This is a genomic window from Nocardioides sp. CCNWLW239, from assembly GCF_037137035.1.
GTDB lineage: Bacteria > Actinomycetota > Actinomycetes > Propionibacteriales > Nocardioidaceae > Nocardioides.
The window spans coordinates 435,383-452,147 of sequence record NZ_JBBBNW010000003.1; the positions used below are offsets into that span (position 1 = coordinate 435,383).

The window sequence follows — 16,765 nt, forward strand, 5'->3', positions numbered from 1 at the left end:
GATACCACTGAGGAGATCAGTGTGAGTAGAGCTGCCGGATGACGTCCTCGATGGCGGGCTCGTGGATCGACAGGTCTGCGACGTCGTACGCAGCCGCGACCTGTGCGACCAGGGGAGCGGCAGAGGCGCCGGCGGGGAAGGAGAGCCACTGGCGGGGGCCCTCGACCTTCACGACGCGGGCGCCGTCGACGGCGATCGGGGAGGCCTCGTCGACGAGGTCGACGACGAGGGTGCGGGAGGCGTCCCCGTTGGCCCGCAGCGAGGGGAGGGGCCCGTCGAAGACGGCGGTGCCGTGGTCGATCACGATGACCCGGTCGCACAGCGCCTCGATGTCCTGCAGGTCGTGGGTGGTGAGCATCAGGGTCGTCCCGCGCTCGTGGTTGAGCGCGCGCAGGAACTCGCGCAGCCGTCCTTTGGAGATCACGTCGAGGCCGATCGTGGGCTCGTCGAGGTAGAGGATCTCGGGGTCGTGGAGCAGCGCGGCGGCGATGTCGCCACGCATCCGCTGACCGAGCGACAGCTGACGCACCGGCGTGTCCATCAGGTCCCCGAGATCGAGCAGGGCGACGTGGTCCTCGAGGTTGCGCCGGAAGGTCTGGTCGGGGATCCGGTAGATCCGGCGCAGCAGCTCGAAGGAGTCGCGCAGCGGCAGGTCCCACCACAGCGACGTACGCTGCCCGAAGACCACCCCGATCCGCCGGGCCAGCTCCCGGCGCTGGCGAGCGGGCTCGAGACCGGCGACGAGAGCCGTGCCGCCGGAGGGCACCAGGATGCCGGTGAGCATCTTGATCGTGGTCGACTTCCCGGCTCCGTTGGGGCCGATGTAGCCGACCATCTCGCCGGCGTCGATCTCGAAGGAGAGGTCGTGCACGGCATGCTTCACCACCGACATACGCCGGAACGCACCCACCCGTTTGCGGATCGTGAACTCGCGGGAGAGGTCCCGCACCTCGATCAACGACACATCAGCTCCCGGTCGATCGGTAACGGCGAAGCCCCCGGCGCCACACCAGCGTGGTGACGCCGACCAGCACCAGCGCGGCGAGGGGCGAGGCGAAGCGGAACCAGTCCGGGGATCCGAACGGGTCGGTGCGGCCGAGCAGGAACAGGCACGGATACCAGTTCACGAAGGCCAGCGGCAGCAGGTAGGTGAGCGAACGGACGACCTCCCGCGGGAAGATCGTCATCGGGTACTGCATGATCGTGTTGCCCCCGTAGGTGAAGGCGTTGGCGAACTCCGAGGCGTCGGTCGTCCAGAACTGGATGGTCGAGAAGGTCACGAACACGCAGAAGTAGATGACCACGCCCGAGACGAGCGCCACCACGAGGACCGCCACCCGCTGCGGCGTCCACTCCACGGTCGTCGCCGCCCACACGAACACGGCGACGCCCTGGGCGATCTGGCCGAGCCGGCGCAGCTCGAACCGGTCGGCGCACAGCTGCACGAGCACAGGGACCGGCTTGGTCATCATCGCGTCGAGATCCCCGCTGCGTACCTTCTGCCCGATCCTCTCCACGTTGCCGACCAGCATGTCCGCGACCCGGAACGCGATCGAGGTGACCCCGAAGAGGAGCGCGATCTCGCGCAGCGTGAAGCCGCCGTAGGTGTCGAGGTGGCCGAACATCAGCCAGATCGCCACGAAGTCGAGGAAGGTGATCAGCACACCGCCGACCGTCATCGTCCAGAACGACACCGGGTAGGCCAGCGACGCCCGGATCCACAGCGCCGCGATGAGCCCGTAGGAGCGCACCGCGTGGACGATCTCAGCCACCCTGGACCACCACCTTGCGAGTCGCCGCACGCAGCACGAGCGCGCAGCAAGCCAGCAGGATGACCGCCCACAGGACCTGCAGTCCGATCGCGGCGACGATGTCGAGCCCGGCGTGGCGGCCCAGCCAGATGTCGGCCGGGGTCTGGATGTAGGAGGCGAACGGCAGCGCCAACGCGACCTGCCGCAGCCCGTCGGGGAAGAGGTTGAGCGGCAGCGTCAGCCCGCTGAAGAAGGTGGCCAGCACGCTCAGCAGCACCCGAGGGCCGGTCGCGTCCAGGAGCCAGAAGGCACTGGCCGCGAAGAGGAACCGGACGGCGAAGCTGACCACCACCGCCAGGACGACGCTGACCAGGAACCCCGCCGCGCCGGCGGGGGAGGGCAGCACCAGCCCGAAGAGCACCGCCCCGACGATCGCCGGCGCCACCCCGCGGGTCGCGAAGTGGTAGAGCCCCCGGCCGAGGTCGGCGGCGAGATACCAGCCGAGGACGCTGACGGGACGGTAGAGGTCGACGGCGATGTCGCCGTTGCGGATCCGCTCGGCGAGGTCGTCGGTCGATCCACCGCTCCACAGCGCGATCGTCATCAGCAGCGCCTGCCCGATCCAGACGTACGTGACCGCCTGGTCGGCCTGGTAGCCACCGGCCGACGGGTTCTGCTCCCACAGCGCCAGGTAGGCGAAGCTGAGGATGATCCCGAAGACCGAGTTGGTGAAGATCCCGGCGAGCGTGGCCGCGGTGTAGGTGGAGTAGCGACGGAAGGACCGGGTCGCGATCGCCGCGTACAGACTGATCTGTGGATGCAGCGCCCGGGACACCTGACGTACGTTGGCACAACAGGACCTGCGCACGCCAAGGGGTTTCCTGGAATAACGTTGACGCAGCAACTGTTTGCCGAGTAGTTCGGATTTCAACTACCGTGGTCGGAGAGCAGCTCGGGCCACGAAAGGGGCAGGGAACATGGGTATGCAGTTCGGCATCTTCACCGTCGGCGACGTGACGACGGACCCGACGACCGGCAAGACCCCGACGGAGCACGAGCGGATCAAGGCAACCGTCGAGATCGCCAAGCACGCCGAGGAGGTGGGGCTGGACGTCTTCGCGACCGGTGAGCACCACAACCCGCCGTTCATCGCCTCCAACCCGACCGCCACGCTGGCCTACATCGGTGCCCAGACCGAGAACATCATCCTGAGCACCGCGACCACGCTGATCACCACCACCGACCCGGTGCTGATCGCGGAGGACTACGCCAAGATCCAGCACCTCACCGACGGCCGCGTCGACCTGATGATGGGCCGCGGCAACACCGGCCCGGTCTACCCCTGGTTCGGCAAGGACATCCGCCAGGGCATCAACCTGGCGATCGAGAACTACGCGCTGCTCCGCCGCCTGTGGAGCGAGGATGTCGTGGACTGGTCCGGCCGGTTCCGTACGCCGCTGCAGGGCTACACCTCGACGCCGCGGCCGCTGGACGGCGTCGCGCCGTTCGTCTGGCACGGCTCGATCCGCTCGCCCGAGATCGCCGAACAGGCTGCGTACTATGGCGACGGCTTCTTCCACAACCACATCTTCTGGCCGGCCTCGCACACCAAGCAGATGGTGCAGCTCTACCGGCAGCGCTTCGAGCACTACGGTCACGGCACCGCCGACCAGGCGATCGTCGGGCTGGGCGGGCAGTTCTTCATGCGGCCCAACTCCCAGGACGCGATCAACGAGTTCCGGCCCTACTTCGACAATGCCCCGGTCTACGGCCACGGTCCCTCGCTGGAGGACTTCAGCGAGGCCACGCCGCTGACCGTCGGCTCGCCGCAGCAGGTCATCGAGCGGACGCTCTCGTTCCGGGAGTACGTCGGTGACTACCAGCGCCAGCTCTTCCTGCTCGACCACGCCGGGCTGCCCTTGAAGACGGTGCTGGAGCAGCTCGACCTCTACGGCGAGATCCTGCCGACCCTGCGCGCGGAGTTCGAGAAGCTGCGCAAGCCGGGTGTCCCGGACGCCCCGACCCACGCCTCCCTGGTGGCCGCTGCCGGGGGTGCGAAGGACTCGACCGTCTACGCCGAGGGCGACTCCGCCACCGGCTCCTCCGACCGCGACCTGACTGACCCCGAGGTCGCCAAGGTTCTCGAGGGGGAGCTGTGACGCGCATCGTCGTCGTCTCGGCCGGGCTCTCGAACCCGTCCTCGACCAAGCTCCTCGCCGACATGCTCGGCGAGGCGACGACCCGGGCCGTGCAGGCCCGGGGCGCCGAGGTCGAGGTCGAGCACGTGGAGCTGCGTGGCCTGGCGCACGAGCTGACCGACAACCTGCTCACCGGCTTCGCCAAGCCGGCGCTGCAGGCGGCCATCGACCTGGTACGCCGCGCCGACGGCGTCATCGCGGTCACGCCGGTCTTCTCCGCGTCCTACTCGGGCCTGTTCAAGACGTTCTTCGACGTACTCGAGCCGGGCGTCCTGGACGCGAAGCCGGTCCTGATCGCCGCGACGGCCGGCACCGCCCGGCACTCGCTGGTGCTCGAGCACGCGCTGCGCCCGCTCTTCGCCTACCTGCACGCCGTGGTCGTCCCGACCGGGGTCTTCGCCGCCACCGACGACTTCGCCGGTGGTCCGGAGCTCCCCAAGCGGGTGGATCGTGCCGCCGCCGAGCTGGCCGCGCTGCTGACCGTGGGCGGCGGCGCGCCTGCCGAACCGGTGCCGCACCGGACGCTGGTGGAGGACGAGTTCGCCAACCCGACGTCCTTCGAGACGCTGCTCAAGCGAGCTTCGGAGGGGCCGCCGGAGTTCTGACCGGGGCGGTTCCTTCGCCCGGCGCTACGAACACGGGGGCGAGATGCCGGGGGTTTGCGCTGGAGTGCGACAGAATGCGTACCGATCGGATCCCCCGAACCGAGCGGAGCTGTTGTGCCCAGCTACGAGCCCAGCGTCGTCGTTGCCGACGATTCGCCTCTTCTTCGTGCTGGACTCACCGATCTGCTTGCGCGTGGCGGCTATCAGGTGGTCGCCGACGCCGGTGATGCGGAGGCGCTGATCCAGGCTGCGACCGACACGTTGCCCACGCTGGTGGTCACCGACGCCCGGTTGGGCGCGCGCCGCACCGACGAGGGGATCAGCGCCGCGCTCCGCCTGCACGAGAAGGTGCCGGAGATGGGCATCGTCGTGCTGGCGGACTCGGTCGAGACGGCCTACGCCGCCTCGGTCTTCGCCAGCACCGGCACCGGTGGTCTCGGCTACCTGCGCAAGTCGCGCGTACGCACCGTCCCGCACTTCCTCGACGTCCTGGGCCGGGTGGCGTCGGGCGAGGTCGTCGTCGACCCCGAGGTCATCTCTCGGATGGTCGCGGCGTCACCGGACGCCGACTCCGAGGCGATCGCGAGACTGACCACGCGTCAGAGCGAGGTGCTGGGCCTGATCCACGCCGGGTTCCCCGACCGGGCGATCATCAGCAGGTTCTTCAACGGCAGGCGGCAGTTCGAGCGGTGCCTGAGCGAGATGTTCCTCGCGTTCGGCCTCTCCGGCGACGTCGAGCACCGGCGTACGCCGATGCCGCTGACCCACCTCGCCTGAGGCACGTCGAGGTCGGCGGTAGGAGCCGCGGGGCTCCCACCGCCGCGGGCTCAGTGCTGGTAGGTGCCCACCAGGACGGCGCGGGCCAGCGCCTTGAAGGCGAGGTTGAAGGAGACGACGGCCGGGGTGACCTCGTCGTTCACGCCCAGCGTCTCCTCGCCGACGGCGTGGACGACGAAGTAGTAGCGGTGGACCTGGTCGCCGGCCGGAGGAGCGGCGCCGCCGAAGTCCTTGGTGCCGAAGTCGGACGCGACGTGGAACGCTTTGCCCGGCAGGTCGGCGTCCGCCGCACCGGCGCCCGCCGGGAGCTCGGTCACGTCGGCGGGGACGTCGACCAGGGCCCAGTGCCAGAACCCGCTGGGGGTGGGGGCGTCGGGGTCGAAGCAGGTGATGACGTACGACTTCGTCCCCTCCGGCGCGCCGCTCCAGCTGAGCTGCGGGGAGGTGTTGCCACCGTCGTAGACCTGGTCCTGCTTCAGCGGCTGGCCGTCGGTGACATCCGCGCTGGTCAGCGTGAAGGAGGGGAGGGCGGGCATGAGCGAGTAGGGATCCGGCTTCACCGGACGATCGAGAGCCATGCCCACCAACGTAGCTCACGGAGGTAGTCCGCGAATCGACCCGTTGTCAGGCCGCGCCGCGGTCTTGGGCGAGGATGTACCCATGAGTTCTGAGCATGCCGTTCCCTATCCCGCCGGTCTCATCCTGGAGGGCCGGAGGGTGGTCGTCGTGGGTGGCGGCCGGGTTGCGCAGCGGCGGGTGCCGGCGCTGATCGCCGCGGGGGCACGGGTCGAGGTCGTCTCGCCGTCGCTGACTCCCGCCCTCGAGGGTCTGCTCGGCTCGGGCGAGATCAGCTGGCACCGGGCCCGCTTCTCGGCCGAGATGCTCGACGGTGCCTGGTACGTCATCGCCGCGGCCCAGCACGCCGACGTCAACGAGGCGGTCTCGGCCGCGGCCGAGGAGCGCCGGATCTTCTGCGTACGCTCCGACGACGGCACGCAGGCCACCGCCTGGACGCCGGCGACCGGCCACGACGGCGACCTGACCGTCGCCGTGCTCGCCAACCGTGACCCGCGACGCTCCGCCGGCGTGCGCGACCGGATCCTCGACGGACTGCGCTCCGGTGACCTGATCGCGCCGCACGAGCGGGAGCGGGTGCCCGGGGTGACCCTGGTCGGTGGCGGTCCGGGCGACCCCGGGCTCATCTCGGTTGCCGGCCGCAAGGCCCTGATGGAGGCCGACATCGTCGTCGCCGACCGGCTCGCCCCGCGCGAGCTGCTCTCCGAGCTGCCCGCCGACGTGGAGCTGGTCGACGTGGCCAAGCTTCCTCGTGGGCGCTCGGCGCAGCAGGAGGAGATCAACCGGATCATCGTCGAGGCGGCCAAGGCAGGGAAGGCGGTCGCGCGCTTCAAGGGCGGCGACAACTTCATCTTCGGCCGTGGCTTCGAGGAGGTGCTGGCGTGTCGTGAGGCCGGGGTCCCGGTGCACGTCATCCCCGGCCTGACCTCGCCGGTGACGGTCCCCGGTGTGGCCGGCATCCCGGTGACCCACCGTGGCGTGGCGCACGAGTTCACCGTCATCTCCGGCCACGTCCCGCCGGGTGACCCGACTTCGTTGACCAACTGGTCCGCGGTGGCCCAGCTCGGCGGCACCCTCGTCCTGCTCATGGCGGTCCAGAACGCCCCGGCGATCGCGACGGCCCTGATCGACGGCGGCCGCTCCGGGTCGACTCCGGTCGCGGTGATCTGCGACGGCACGATGCCCACGGAACGTACGGTCCTGGCGACGCTGGAGAGCCTGGAGAAGACCTTGATCGACGAGCAGGTCCAGCCGCCGGCGATCATCGTGGTCGGCGAGGTCGTCCGCGTCGCCCACCCTGACGCCTACTGAGGACGTCCCGGGTGCTCGACGCGGGTGGCGACTTCTTGCCATGGCGAGGGTCAGCCAGTCAGATGCGTTGACCCTGCTTGCGGGAAAGCGGGAACGTCTGCCAAACGTTCCGAGGAGTTCCCATGCACCATTCAGCGCGCAAGAGTCGCGCCGGGGCCCGGGCAGCGGCGGCCATGTTGGCCGCCGCGCTCAGTGTCCCTGCCCTCGCCACAGCCAGTTCGGCTGATGAGGCCCAGGGCGAGCTCGTCTCGCCGCTCGAGGCGGCCCGTGACGCCGTCGGCACCGCCGAAGGGCCGTATGCGCAGCAGGAGGCCGGCTTCGAGCCGCTGACCAGCGGCAAGGCTGCGGTGGCCATCGAGTCGAAGCTCGGCGATGCCGACCAGCAACTGCTCGCCGAGGCACGTACGGCGAAGGAGAAGCGCGTCACCGTGCTGCTCGCCGTCCAGCCCGGCACCGCCGGCGACGTCGCCGACTCGGTGCGGGACAGCGGCGGATCCGTCGGCCGAAGCGAGTCCGAGCTCGGCTATGTCCGTGCCACGGTGCCGACGGATCAGGTCCCGGCGATCGCGGGCAGCCGTTCCGTCGTCGCCGTCGACCTCGACCGCGAGATCCGCGTGCCCGAGCCGACGCCGCGCAGCGCGCTCGTCGAGCAGGGTACGTCGCGGGCGGCGGGAGACGATCTCCCGAAGGCACCCTCGTCCTCGACCCCGGCCGACAACCCGTATCTGCCGTCGGGCGAGATCGGTGCCATCGAGTTCTCGAAGGGCCACCCCGAGTGGGACGGCCGGGGCACGACCATCGGCATCCTCGACACCGGCGTCGACCTGGGCCACCCGGCGCTGCAGAAGACCACCGACGGCAAGCCGAAGATCGCCGGCTGGTTCACCGCGACGGACCCGGTCATCGACGGCGACGGCACCTGGCGCCGCCTGAGCGGGACCGTCACCGGGCCCACGTTCAAGTCGGGCGGGGTGACCTACACGATCCCCCAGGGCACGTTCCAGAACACGACCTACAACGAGACGGTCGCGGCGCGTGGCGCCGCGGCCGGCGATCTGGACCGTGACGGCAAGACCGGCGAGAGCTGGATGGTCCTCATCGCCCCGGAGTCCGGTGACGTGATCGTCGACGTCGACCAGGACGGTGACATGGTCGAGGAGGAGCGCATGCAGCCCTTCGACGTCGCCGGTCAGGTAGGGCACCTCGGTGTCGACGACCCGGCCACCGACGTCGTCGAGAGCCAGGCGTTCACCGTCGACTACCGCCGCGACGTCGACCTCTCCCCGATGGGTGGCCCCTGGGTGGGACGCACCGCTGACTTCGTCAACCTGGGCCTGGTCACGGCCGAGCACGGCACTCATGTCGCCGGCATCGCGGCCGGCAACGGCCTGCTCGGCGGCGAGATGACCGGCGCCGCGCCGGGCGCGCAGATCGTCTCCGCCCGCGCGTGCGTCTTCCAGGGCGGCTGCACGTCGGTCGCCATGACCGAGGGCATGATCGACCTCGTCACGAAGTACGACGTCGACGTGGTGAACGTGTCGCTCGGCGGTCTCGTACCGCTCAACGACGGTTCCAGCGCGATCGCGCGCCTCTATGACGAGCTGGTCCGCGAGTACGACGTCGACATCGTCTCCTCGGCCGGCAACGAGGGCCCCGGCCTGAACACCGTCTCGCCGCCGTCCACCGGTGGGTCCGTCATCTCGGTGGCGGCCTCGGTCAGCGACGACACCTGGTTCGCCGACTACGGCGCTCGCGTGCCTGCGGCGCTCGACCTGTTCCCGTTCTCCTCGCGCGGACCGTCGGAGGACGGCTCGCTCAAGCCGACCGTGAGCGCTCCCGGCGCAGCCGTCTCGACCATCCCTGCCTGGCTTCGAGGCAAGGCCGTGCCTGAGGCCGGATACGAACTCCCGGCCGGCTACGCGATGCTCAACGGCACCTCGATGGCCTCGCCGCAGGTTGCCGGTGCCGTTGCGCTGCTGCGGGCGGCCGGCAAGGCCACGGGTACCGAAATCGACAACGCGGGCATCCGCTCCGCGATCGTCGACACCGCCAACCCGATGGATGGTGTCCAGGTTGCCGCCCAGGGCAGCGGTGTCGTCGACGTCCCGGCCGCGTGGGACGCGTTGGCTGCCCCTGGCGCCGGACGACCCGACCACGCCACCTACACGACGTCGGCACCGGTGTGCACCGTGAGCTCGGCGTCGCTCGAGACCCCGAACACGGGCGCCGGCGTGTACGACCGCTGCCTGCCGTCGGAGGAAGGTGCGGTCCCCGGGACGAAGAAGCAGTACGAGGTCACGGTGACCCGCACCACCGGCGCCGACCGCGGGGTGGCCCACCGGCTGAGCCTGGTCGGCGACGACGGCACGTTCAGCGTGCCGACGACGGTGGAGCTGGCGAAGGACGAGGGCACTGCGATCCAGGTCACCTCGCGACCCAAGTCCGCGGGGCTGCACTCAGCCTTGCTGCGCGTCGACGACCCGCGCAGTCCCGGCATCGACCACATCGTGCCGCTGACCGTGGTCGCGACCGAGGTCGCCGCGGCTCCTGAGCGCACCGTGCGGTCGACCGGCACGGTCGGCCGGGGTGCTGCGAAGTCCTTCTTCGTCGCAGTGCCCGACGGCGTACAGAACCTGCAGCTGGCCCTGACCGACGCTGACAGCGAGCCGACTTCCGGCTCCGTGCGGGTGCGTGCCTTCGACCCGGCGGGTATGCCGGTGGACACGACGGCCGCGCGGACTTGCTACACCGTGACGGACGGCTGTGATCCGTCCTCGCGCTCCTACCCGCTGCCCCGACCTGGGGTCTGGGAGTTCGTCGTGGACTCCTCGCGGGTGGCACCGGAACTGACCGCCGGGTACCGTGCCGAGGTTGCCCTTCAGGGCGTGGCGATGGAACCTGCGACGATCGAGCTGGACGCCGCCGACGTACATGTTCCGCAGTCTGCTTCGCTCACCGCGACCAACTCCTGGGGTGCGCTGACGGCGCGCCCGAAGACCGGGGCGCTCGGACGTACGGTCACCCTGCGTGGTGCGGTCGCCGACGGTGGCGTCGGGCAGAACGGCGTGTTCGTGCCCCGTGACGGCACCCTCGTCGACATGACGCTCACCGCGCACGACCCGGACGCCGATCTGGACGTGCTGGTGGCCTATCTCGCAACCGGGCAGATCGTCGCCAGGGCGCAGAATGTCGGACCGGGTACGGAGCGGGTCGTCCTGCACGACCCGGCGCCGGGATCGTACGTCGTGGTCGTCAACGGCACGTCGGTTCCGGACGGCCAGACCGAGTTCGACTACGTCGAGAAGGTGTACTCGCCTTCGCTCGGCACCGTTGCCGTCACCAAGGGCGAGGCACGCGAGCTCGCTCCCGGGGAGGACATGGCCGTCGAGGTCGATGTGACCGCTGCCGCGCACCCGTTCGGGACCAGGCCGCTGGTCGGCACCGTCCCGGTGACCAACGCGCAGGGTGTCCAGGTGGGGTCGACCGAGGTTCGGATCCCCGCCGTCCGGTCCCCGCAGGCGCAGATCGAGGCCACGGACGGGCCGTTCGTCGGCACCGACATGAACTCCTCGGGCATCGTCGCCGGTGACGACCAGATCAACTCGCAGACCGCCCCGATCCTGTGGTCCGCCGAGGACGGTCAGCGCGTTCTCGATCTCGGTGAGAACGGCTACCGTGGCTCGGCGTACGGCATCAACGAGGCAGGTGACGCCGCCGGGCAGATCCTGCTGCGTGGCGGCGGCCTCGCGGCTGCGCTGTGGCGTGCCGACGGAACCCTGGTCGACCTCGGCGAGCCCGACTGGCGCAATTACAGCGAGACCTACACCTACGGGCTCAACGACGCGACCGAGGAGCACGGAGTCCAGGTCGTCGGCACGTCCTTCCTGCGTCAGAAGGAGGAGGACGGCGCCTTCCACACGTACTCCGAGGGCTGGGTGTGGACTGACGGCGCAGGGTTCCGCCGGCTCCCGCATCTGTCCGACGACCCCGGCGGCACGCGGGCGTTCGACATCAACGACGCCGGTTACGTCGTCGGCACGTCCGCGCTGAACGGCGTGCTGCACGCGGTGCGCTGGACCCCGGAGGGGAAGATCGAGGATCTCGGGATCCTCGACGGCCAGAACGCAGTCGGGCAGTCGATCAACGCCCGCGGGGATGTCGTCGGCGTCTCCGGGCACGACGCGTTCATCTGGACCGAGGATGAGGGCATCCGGCGCCTGGCAGACCTGGGCTACAACGGTTCGGCGATCAAGATCACCGACGAGGGCCTGGTGCTCGGCTCGGTGGAGACCCAGCCCGAAGCCCAGACCCCGGTCGTGTGGACCCCGGAGGGCAAGCTGTACGACCTGGGTCAGATGGTCGACCGGAAGACCTTCGTCGGCGAGACCCCGTTCGCGATCCACGGATCGCGTGTGCTGGTGTACGGGTATGACGCGGACGGGTCACGGGTGAAGCTTCTGAAGCTGCCCACGCTTGGCTGACCCCCTCATCGAGGGTGTGCCCGCCGGGTCGAGGCCTACCAAGGGCCTCGACCCGGCGCGCCGTTCGAGTCGTTGCCATGAGTAGATCGTGAGTTGCCCGGTAATGATCGCACTTGTGCGATGATCGCGAGGATGCGATCGTGAGCATGGCAGTTGAGCTGCATGACGAAGTCGTGATGCTCGGATCATCCTGCTGACGGCGTTCCACCAACAACGAGACAACGAACGCGGCGAGGTAGCCAGGGCCTGCAAGGCAGCGGCCGAGTGCGCCCGACGCAATCCCTAGGAGGGTAATCATGGCGAACTACTCTCGGTGGTCCGACGTCCGGGCTGAGCGTCCTCTGCCACACGAGGAGACGAGAGCGAGTATCGAGCAGGATCTCGCCCTGGGACAGCTGATCTACGACCTGCGCACTGCGGCCGGGCTGAGCCAGCGCGAGCTGGCTGCTCGGATGGGCACGACGCAGTCGGTCATCTCCCGCCTCGAGGAAGGCGGAGGAGCGCGCAATCGGATCGACACGCTGGCGCGCGTCGCGACCGCGCTGGGCCGGCACCTGGTCCTCTCCTTCCCCGAGGAAGTGTCGGGAGACATGAAGGACTCGGTGCAGGTCGCCTGACCATGGCTGAACTCATCGAGATCTCCGATCCCAACGATCTTCGGCTCGCCGACTACCGCGACCTGCGTGACGTCGAGCTGCGCAAGTCGCTGGAGTCCTCCGAAGGGCTCTTCCTGGCGGAAGGGGAGAAGGTCGTACGTCGCGCCGTCACCGGCGGCTTCGAACCGCGCTCGTTCCTGATGGCGCCCAAGTGGCTCGACGGGCTCGCCGACGTGCTCGCCACCACGGATGCGCCCTGCTACGTGATGAGCGAGAAGGCGGCCGAGGAGGTCACCGGCTTCCATGTGCACCGCGGTGCGCTGGCGTCGCTGAAGCGGCGGCAACTGCCGATGGTCGACTCCGTGCTGGCCGGCGCCCGCTCGGTCCTCGTGCTCGAGGACATCGTCGACCACACCAACGTCGGTGCGATCTTCCGGTCGGGAGCGGCGCTCGGGTTCGACGCGGTCCTGCTGGCGCCGCGCTGCGCCGACCCGCTCTACCGGCGATCGATCAAGGTCGCCATGGGCGCGGTCTTCGCGCTGCCGTGGACCAGGCTCCCGGACTGGTACGAAGCCCTCCCGTCCCTCTCCGCCGCCGGCTTCACGACCGTCGCCCTGACCCTGGCCGACGACGCCGTCGACATCGAGAAGGCCGTCGAAGGCGTCGACAAGGTCGCCCTCGTCCTCGGCTCCGAGGGCCACGGTCTCTCCCCGCGCTGGCAGCAGGCCGCCGACCGCCGCGCCATCATCCCGATGTCCGCCGGCATCGACTCCCTCAACGTCGCCGCCGCCACCGCCGTCGCCTGCTACGTCACCGCGCGTCGCTAACCGGCCGAGCCGTCACCCGCGTCGGCCGAGCCGTCACGTACGTCGGCCGAGTCGGCACTGATGTGCCAACTCGGCCGACGGGAGCGACGCCTCGGCGGTGGGCTAGAGCTGCCACCAGATGGTGGTGTCGCCGGGGAGATCGATGGAGCCGTCGGTGACGGGGACGGGGTCCGAGGAGGAGAGGAGCACGTCGCCGGGGGCGGCGATGCGTACCGGCTCTCGGGTGGTGTTGACCGTGCAGGCGAAGCCGTCGCGCTCGAACCAGAGGACCCCGGCGGGGGCCTCGTCGTGCCAGGTCACCGCGTTGCCGGAGCCGAGGCCGGGGATGTCGCGCCGGGTGCGGATGGCGGAGCGGTAGAGCTCCAGGGTCGAGCCCTCGACGCCGCTCTGGGCCTCGACGCTCAGCTCGCCCCACTCCGAGGGCTGCGGCAGCCAGGAGCCGCCGTCGCCGAAGCCGTAGGACGGGCCCGACCGGGTCCACGGCAGCGGAACGCGGCAACCGTCGCGGAAGCCGTCCTGACCGCTGGCGCGGTGGAAGGACGGGTCCTGGCGTACCTCGTCGGGCAGGTCGGTGACGTCGGGGAGGCCGAGCTCCTCGCCCTGGTAGATGTATGCCGATCCCGGAAGCGCGAGCATCAGCAGCGTCGCCGCGCGAGCTCGCCGGAGCCCGAGCGCGCGATCACCAGGCGTACGGATCTGCGTGCCCGATCCCGGCGGGTTGGCGAACCGGGTGGCGTGCCGGGTGACGTCGTGGTTGGACAGCACCCAGGTCGCCGGGGCCCCGACCGGGCGCATCGCGTCCAGGGAACTGTCGATGACCTTGCGCAGCGCGCCCGCGTCCCAGGCGGTGTCGAGATACTCGAAGTTGAAGGCCTGGTGCAGCTCGTCGGGGCGTACGTAGAGAGCCGACCGCGCCACGGTCGGCGTCCATGCCTCGGCGACGAAGATGCGGTCCGGGAAGTCCGCCAGAGCCCGCCGCCAGGTGCGGTAGATCTCGTGGACCCCGTCCTGGTCGAAGAACGGCATCACGTCGTTGCCGAGCAGGTGGAGCTGGTCGGCGTGACCGATCGACGGCAGGCCTTCGGCCTTGACCAGGCCGTGGGCCACGTCGATCCGGAACCCGTCGATGCCGAGGTCCAGCCAGAACCGCAGGATGTCCAGGAACTCGGCAGCGACCTCGGGGGAGTTCCAGTTGAAGTCGGGCTGCTCGGGGGCGAAGAGGTGGAGGTACCACTCGCCGTCGGCCACCCGGGTCCACGCCGGGCCGCCGAAGATCGAGTCCCAGTCGTTGGGCGGCTCCTCGCCGTTCGGCCCACGCCCCGGAAGGAAGTGGTAGCGCGAGCGCATCGGCGACCCCGGCCCCTCGGCCAGCGCCTGCTGGAACCATTCGTGCTGGTCGGAGGAGTGGTTGGGGACGATGTCGGCGATGATCTTCAGCCCGAGCTCGTGCGCCGAGGCGATCAGCGCACGGGCGTCGTCCAAGGTGCCGTAGCGCGGGTCGACCGCCCGGTAGTCGGAGACGTCGTAGCCACCGTCCGCCTGCGGTGAGGCGTAGAACGGGCTCAGCCAGACGGCGTCGACCCCCAGCGAGCGGAGGTAGGGGAGCCGGGACCGGATCCCGGGGAGGTCACCGGTGCCGTCGCCGTCGCTGTCGGCGAAGCTGCGCGGGTAGACCTGGTAGATGACGGCGTCACGCCACCATTCGGTGCTCAGTGAGCTGTTCATTCGCGGGGCCTTTCAGCCTTTGACGCCGCCGGCGGTCAGGCCGGTGACGACGTGTCGTTGGACGAGGTAGAAGAAGATGGTCACGGGGATGGCGATGAGGACGGCGGTGGCGGCCATCAGGTTCCACTGCGCGTCGTGCTCGCTGACGAAGCTCTGCAGTCCGACCGCGAAGGTGTACTTCGAGTCGTCGAGCAGGAACGTCGAGGCAAAGGCGACCTCGGCGAAGGCGGTGATGAAGGCGTAGAACGCGGCGACCGCGAGGCCGGGACGAGCCAGCGGCAGGATGAGCCGCCAGAACGTACCGAACGGGGTGAGTCCGTCCATCATGCCGGCCTCGTCGAGCTCGACCGGGATGGTGTCGAAGTATCCCTTCAGCAGCCACGAGCAGTAGGGCACGATCGTGGTGCAGTTGACCAGGATCAGGCCGAAGTGCGAGTCGACCAGACGCAGCTGGGAGAAGATCTCGTACATCGGCACGATCAGCACCGCGATCGGGAACGCCTGCGTCAGGAGCAGCAGCCACATCAGCGGCCGGTTCCCCGGGAACCGCATCCGGGACACCGCGTAGCCGGTCGTCGCCGCCGACATGACGCCGAACAGGGTCGTGCCGCCGGCGACCACCAGGGTCGACCACAGCCAGTTGAAGAAGGCCGTGTTGGTCAGCACGAACGAGTAGTTGTCCAGCGTCGCCTTCGCGAGGATCCCGCCGGGGTGGAGGTAGTCGTCCTTGTCCGGTCCCAGGGACAGGTAGACGAGCCAGACGATCGGGAACAGCGCGATCAGCGACGCCACCGCGAGCGTGACGTGCGTGCCCACCCGGCCGGCCGGGCCGAGGTCGCCGCGTCGGCGCTGCGCCTTCTGGGGCGCGCTGCTGGGCGCGTGAGTGCTAGGCGAGCTGGTCATTGCGTTTCAACCACCGGTAGTAGAAGGACGTGAAGACGATCAGGATCGCGAGCAGCAGGACGCCGTACGCCGCAGACATCGCGAAGTCACGCGGCTGCTGCCCGAACCCGAGCCGGTAGGCCCAGGTGACCAGGATCTGCGCGTCCGGCGCCGTGTTGCCGAAGAGCAGGAAGATGATCGCGAACTGGTTGAAGGTCCAGATCACGCCGAGCAGGACGACGGTCGAGCTCACCGAGGAGAGCCCCGGCAGGGTGACGTGGCGGAACCGCTGCCAGGCGTTGGCGCCGTCGATCTCGGCCGCCTCGTAGAGGTTCTCGTCGATGGACTGCAGCCCACCGAGCAGGGAGAGCATCATGAACGGCACCCCGCACCAGGTGTTGACCATGATCGCGGCCGTACGCTGCCAGGTCGGGTCCTCGAGCCAGCTCGGTTCGAACAGACCGACCGTGCCCAGCATCGTGTTGATGACGCCCGCGTCGGCCAGCATGATCCGCCAGGCGAAGACGGTGACGAACGTCGGCACCGCCCAGGGCAGGATCAGCAGCAGCCGGTACGCCACCCGCCCACGGAGCCGCTGGTTGAGCAGCATCGCCAGGCCGAGACCGATCGCGTAGTGCAGGAGGACACAGGTGACGGTCCAGACGATGGTCCACACGAAGTGCGACCAGAAGCGGTCGTACGCAGACGGTCCCCACAGGATCTCGGCGTAGTTGGCCAGGCCGATGAACTCGTACGTCGCGTCGATCGTGTTGGCGCCGATGGTGCGGGCCGAGTTGAGGCTGTTGGCGTCGGTCAGGGTCAGGTAGAAGCCGCGCAGCAGCGGGTAGCCGACGAGCACGCCGAGCACGATCACGACGGGCGCGACCATGGCGTAGGCGTACCAGTAGCGGCGGTAGGTGTCGCGCACGCGCTGGAAGGGGCGGGGCGCCCGCCGCCGAGACCGCGGGGTCTCGGCGGCGGGCGCTGGTGCAGTCAGTGTCATCGGACGACGTGGTCTTCCTGCTGGTTCACTTCG

Annotated in this window: 14 protein-coding genes; 7 read left to right on the plus strand and 7 right to left on the minus strand. The window is 69.6% G+C overall.

The genetic code is table 11. The features are described 5' to 3' along the window. Positions 1-16: 16 nt before the first annotated feature. Genes WBG06_RS13920 through WBG06_RS13930 form a run of 3 tightly spaced genes read right to left on the minus strand, consistent with a single transcriptional unit; the run spans position 17 to position 2,586 of the window. Positions 17-964, minus strand: coding sequence for an ABC transporter ATP-binding protein (locus tag WBG06_RS13920; protein WP_336737405.1), 948 nt, complete (start codon positions 962-964; stop codon positions 17-19). A 1-nt stretch (position 965) separates the two neighbouring features. After that, the gene (locus tag WBG06_RS13925) at positions 966-1,772 is read right to left on the minus strand and encodes an ABC transporter permease (RefSeq protein ID WP_336737407.1); all 807 of its coding nucleotides are present in this window, start codon (positions 1,770-1,772) and stop codon (positions 966-968) included. Then, positions 1,765-2,586, minus strand: a complete 822-nt coding sequence (locus WBG06_RS13930; RefSeq protein WP_336737408.1) for an ABC transporter permease — start codon at positions 2,584-2,586, stop codon at positions 1,765-1,767. The genes WBG06_RS13925 and WBG06_RS13930 overlap by 8 nt, the downstream gene beginning before the upstream one ends. 148 nt (positions 2,587-2,734) lie before the next feature. Here WBG06_RS13930 and WBG06_RS13935 point away from each other — a divergent pair, with 148 nt between their 5' ends. From WBG06_RS13935 to WBG06_RS13945, 3 genes are all read left to right on the plus strand, one after another. Further along, on the plus strand, positions 2,735-3,910 hold the full coding sequence (locus WBG06_RS13935) for an LLM class flavin-dependent oxidoreductase (protein ID WP_336738064.1): 1,176 nt from the start codon (positions 2,735-2,737) through the stop codon (positions 3,908-3,910). Then, the gene (locus WBG06_RS13940) at positions 3,907-4,554 is read left to right on the plus strand and encodes an FMN reductase (RefSeq protein WP_336737409.1); all 648 of its coding nucleotides are present in this window, start codon (positions 3,907-3,909) and stop codon (positions 4,552-4,554) included. Before WBG06_RS13935 ends, WBG06_RS13940 begins: the two co-directional genes overlap by 4 nt. Positions 4,555-4,668: 114 nt before the next feature. Further along, positions 4,669-5,331, plus strand: coding sequence for a response regulator transcription factor (locus tag WBG06_RS13945; RefSeq protein ID WP_336737410.1), 663 nt, complete (start codon positions 4,669-4,671; stop codon positions 5,329-5,331). A 50-nt stretch (positions 5,332-5,381) separates the two neighbouring features. Here the strand turns inward: WBG06_RS13945 and WBG06_RS13950 are convergent, their stop codons facing one another. Next, positions 5,382-5,909, minus strand: coding sequence for a YbhB/YbcL family Raf kinase inhibitor-like protein (locus WBG06_RS13950; protein ID WP_336737412.1), 528 nt, complete (start codon positions 5,907-5,909; stop codon positions 5,382-5,384). A gap of 82 nt (positions 5,910-5,991) precedes the next feature. On the opposite strand from WBG06_RS13950, the gene cobA reads away from it, so the two are divergent. The 4 genes from cobA to WBG06_RS13970 all read left to right on the plus strand — a co-directional run bounded on the left by cobA (position 5,992) and on the right by WBG06_RS13970 (position 13,122). Continuing rightward, the gene (gene cobA, locus WBG06_RS13955) at positions 5,992-7,218 is read left to right on the plus strand and encodes a uroporphyrinogen-III C-methyltransferase (RefSeq protein ID WP_336737414.1); all 1,227 of its coding nucleotides are present in this window, start codon (positions 5,992-5,994) and stop codon (positions 7,216-7,218) included. A gap of 122 nt (positions 7,219-7,340) precedes the next feature. Further along, positions 7,341-11,699: a S8 family serine peptidase gene (locus WBG06_RS13960; protein ID WP_336737415.1), complete on the plus strand. Its 4,359-nt coding sequence runs from the start codon at positions 7,341-7,343 to the stop codon at positions 11,697-11,699. Positions 11,700-11,995: 296 nt separating this feature from the next. Continuing rightward, positions 11,996-12,316 carry a helix-turn-helix domain-containing protein gene (locus WBG06_RS13965; protein WP_336737417.1) on the plus strand — a complete coding sequence of 107 codons (321 nt, stop codon included), beginning with the start codon at positions 11,996-11,998 and terminating at the stop codon, positions 12,314-12,316. A 2-nt stretch (positions 12,317-12,318) separates the two neighbouring features. Next, on the plus strand, positions 12,319-13,122 hold the full coding sequence (locus tag WBG06_RS13970; protein ID WP_336737419.1) for a TrmH family RNA methyltransferase: 804 nt from the start codon (positions 12,319-12,321) through the stop codon (positions 13,120-13,122). A 102-nt stretch (positions 13,123-13,224) separates the two neighbouring features. Here WBG06_RS13970 and WBG06_RS13975 read toward each other — a convergent pair whose 3' ends face one another. The 3 genes from WBG06_RS13975 to WBG06_RS13985 are packed head-to-tail and all read right to left on the minus strand — an operon-like array spanning position 13,225 to position 16,732. Continuing rightward, on the minus strand, positions 13,225-14,847 hold the full coding sequence (locus WBG06_RS13975) for a glycoside hydrolase family 13 protein (RefSeq protein WP_336737421.1): 1,623 nt from the start codon (positions 14,845-14,847) through the stop codon (positions 13,225-13,227). A gap of 12 nt (positions 14,848-14,859) precedes the next feature. Next, positions 14,860-15,750 (minus strand): sugar ABC transporter permease, encoded by an 891-nt coding sequence (locus tag WBG06_RS13980; RefSeq protein ID WP_336737422.1) that lies wholly within the window; start codon positions 15,748-15,750, stop codon positions 14,860-14,862. Continuing rightward, complete coding sequence (locus WBG06_RS13985) at positions 15,734-16,732, minus strand: carbohydrate ABC transporter permease (protein WP_336737423.1); 999 nt, start codon at positions 16,730-16,732, stop codon at positions 15,734-15,736. Before WBG06_RS13985 ends, WBG06_RS13980 begins: the two co-directional genes overlap by 17 nt. Between the last annotated feature and the right edge of the window lie 33 nt (positions 16,733-16,765).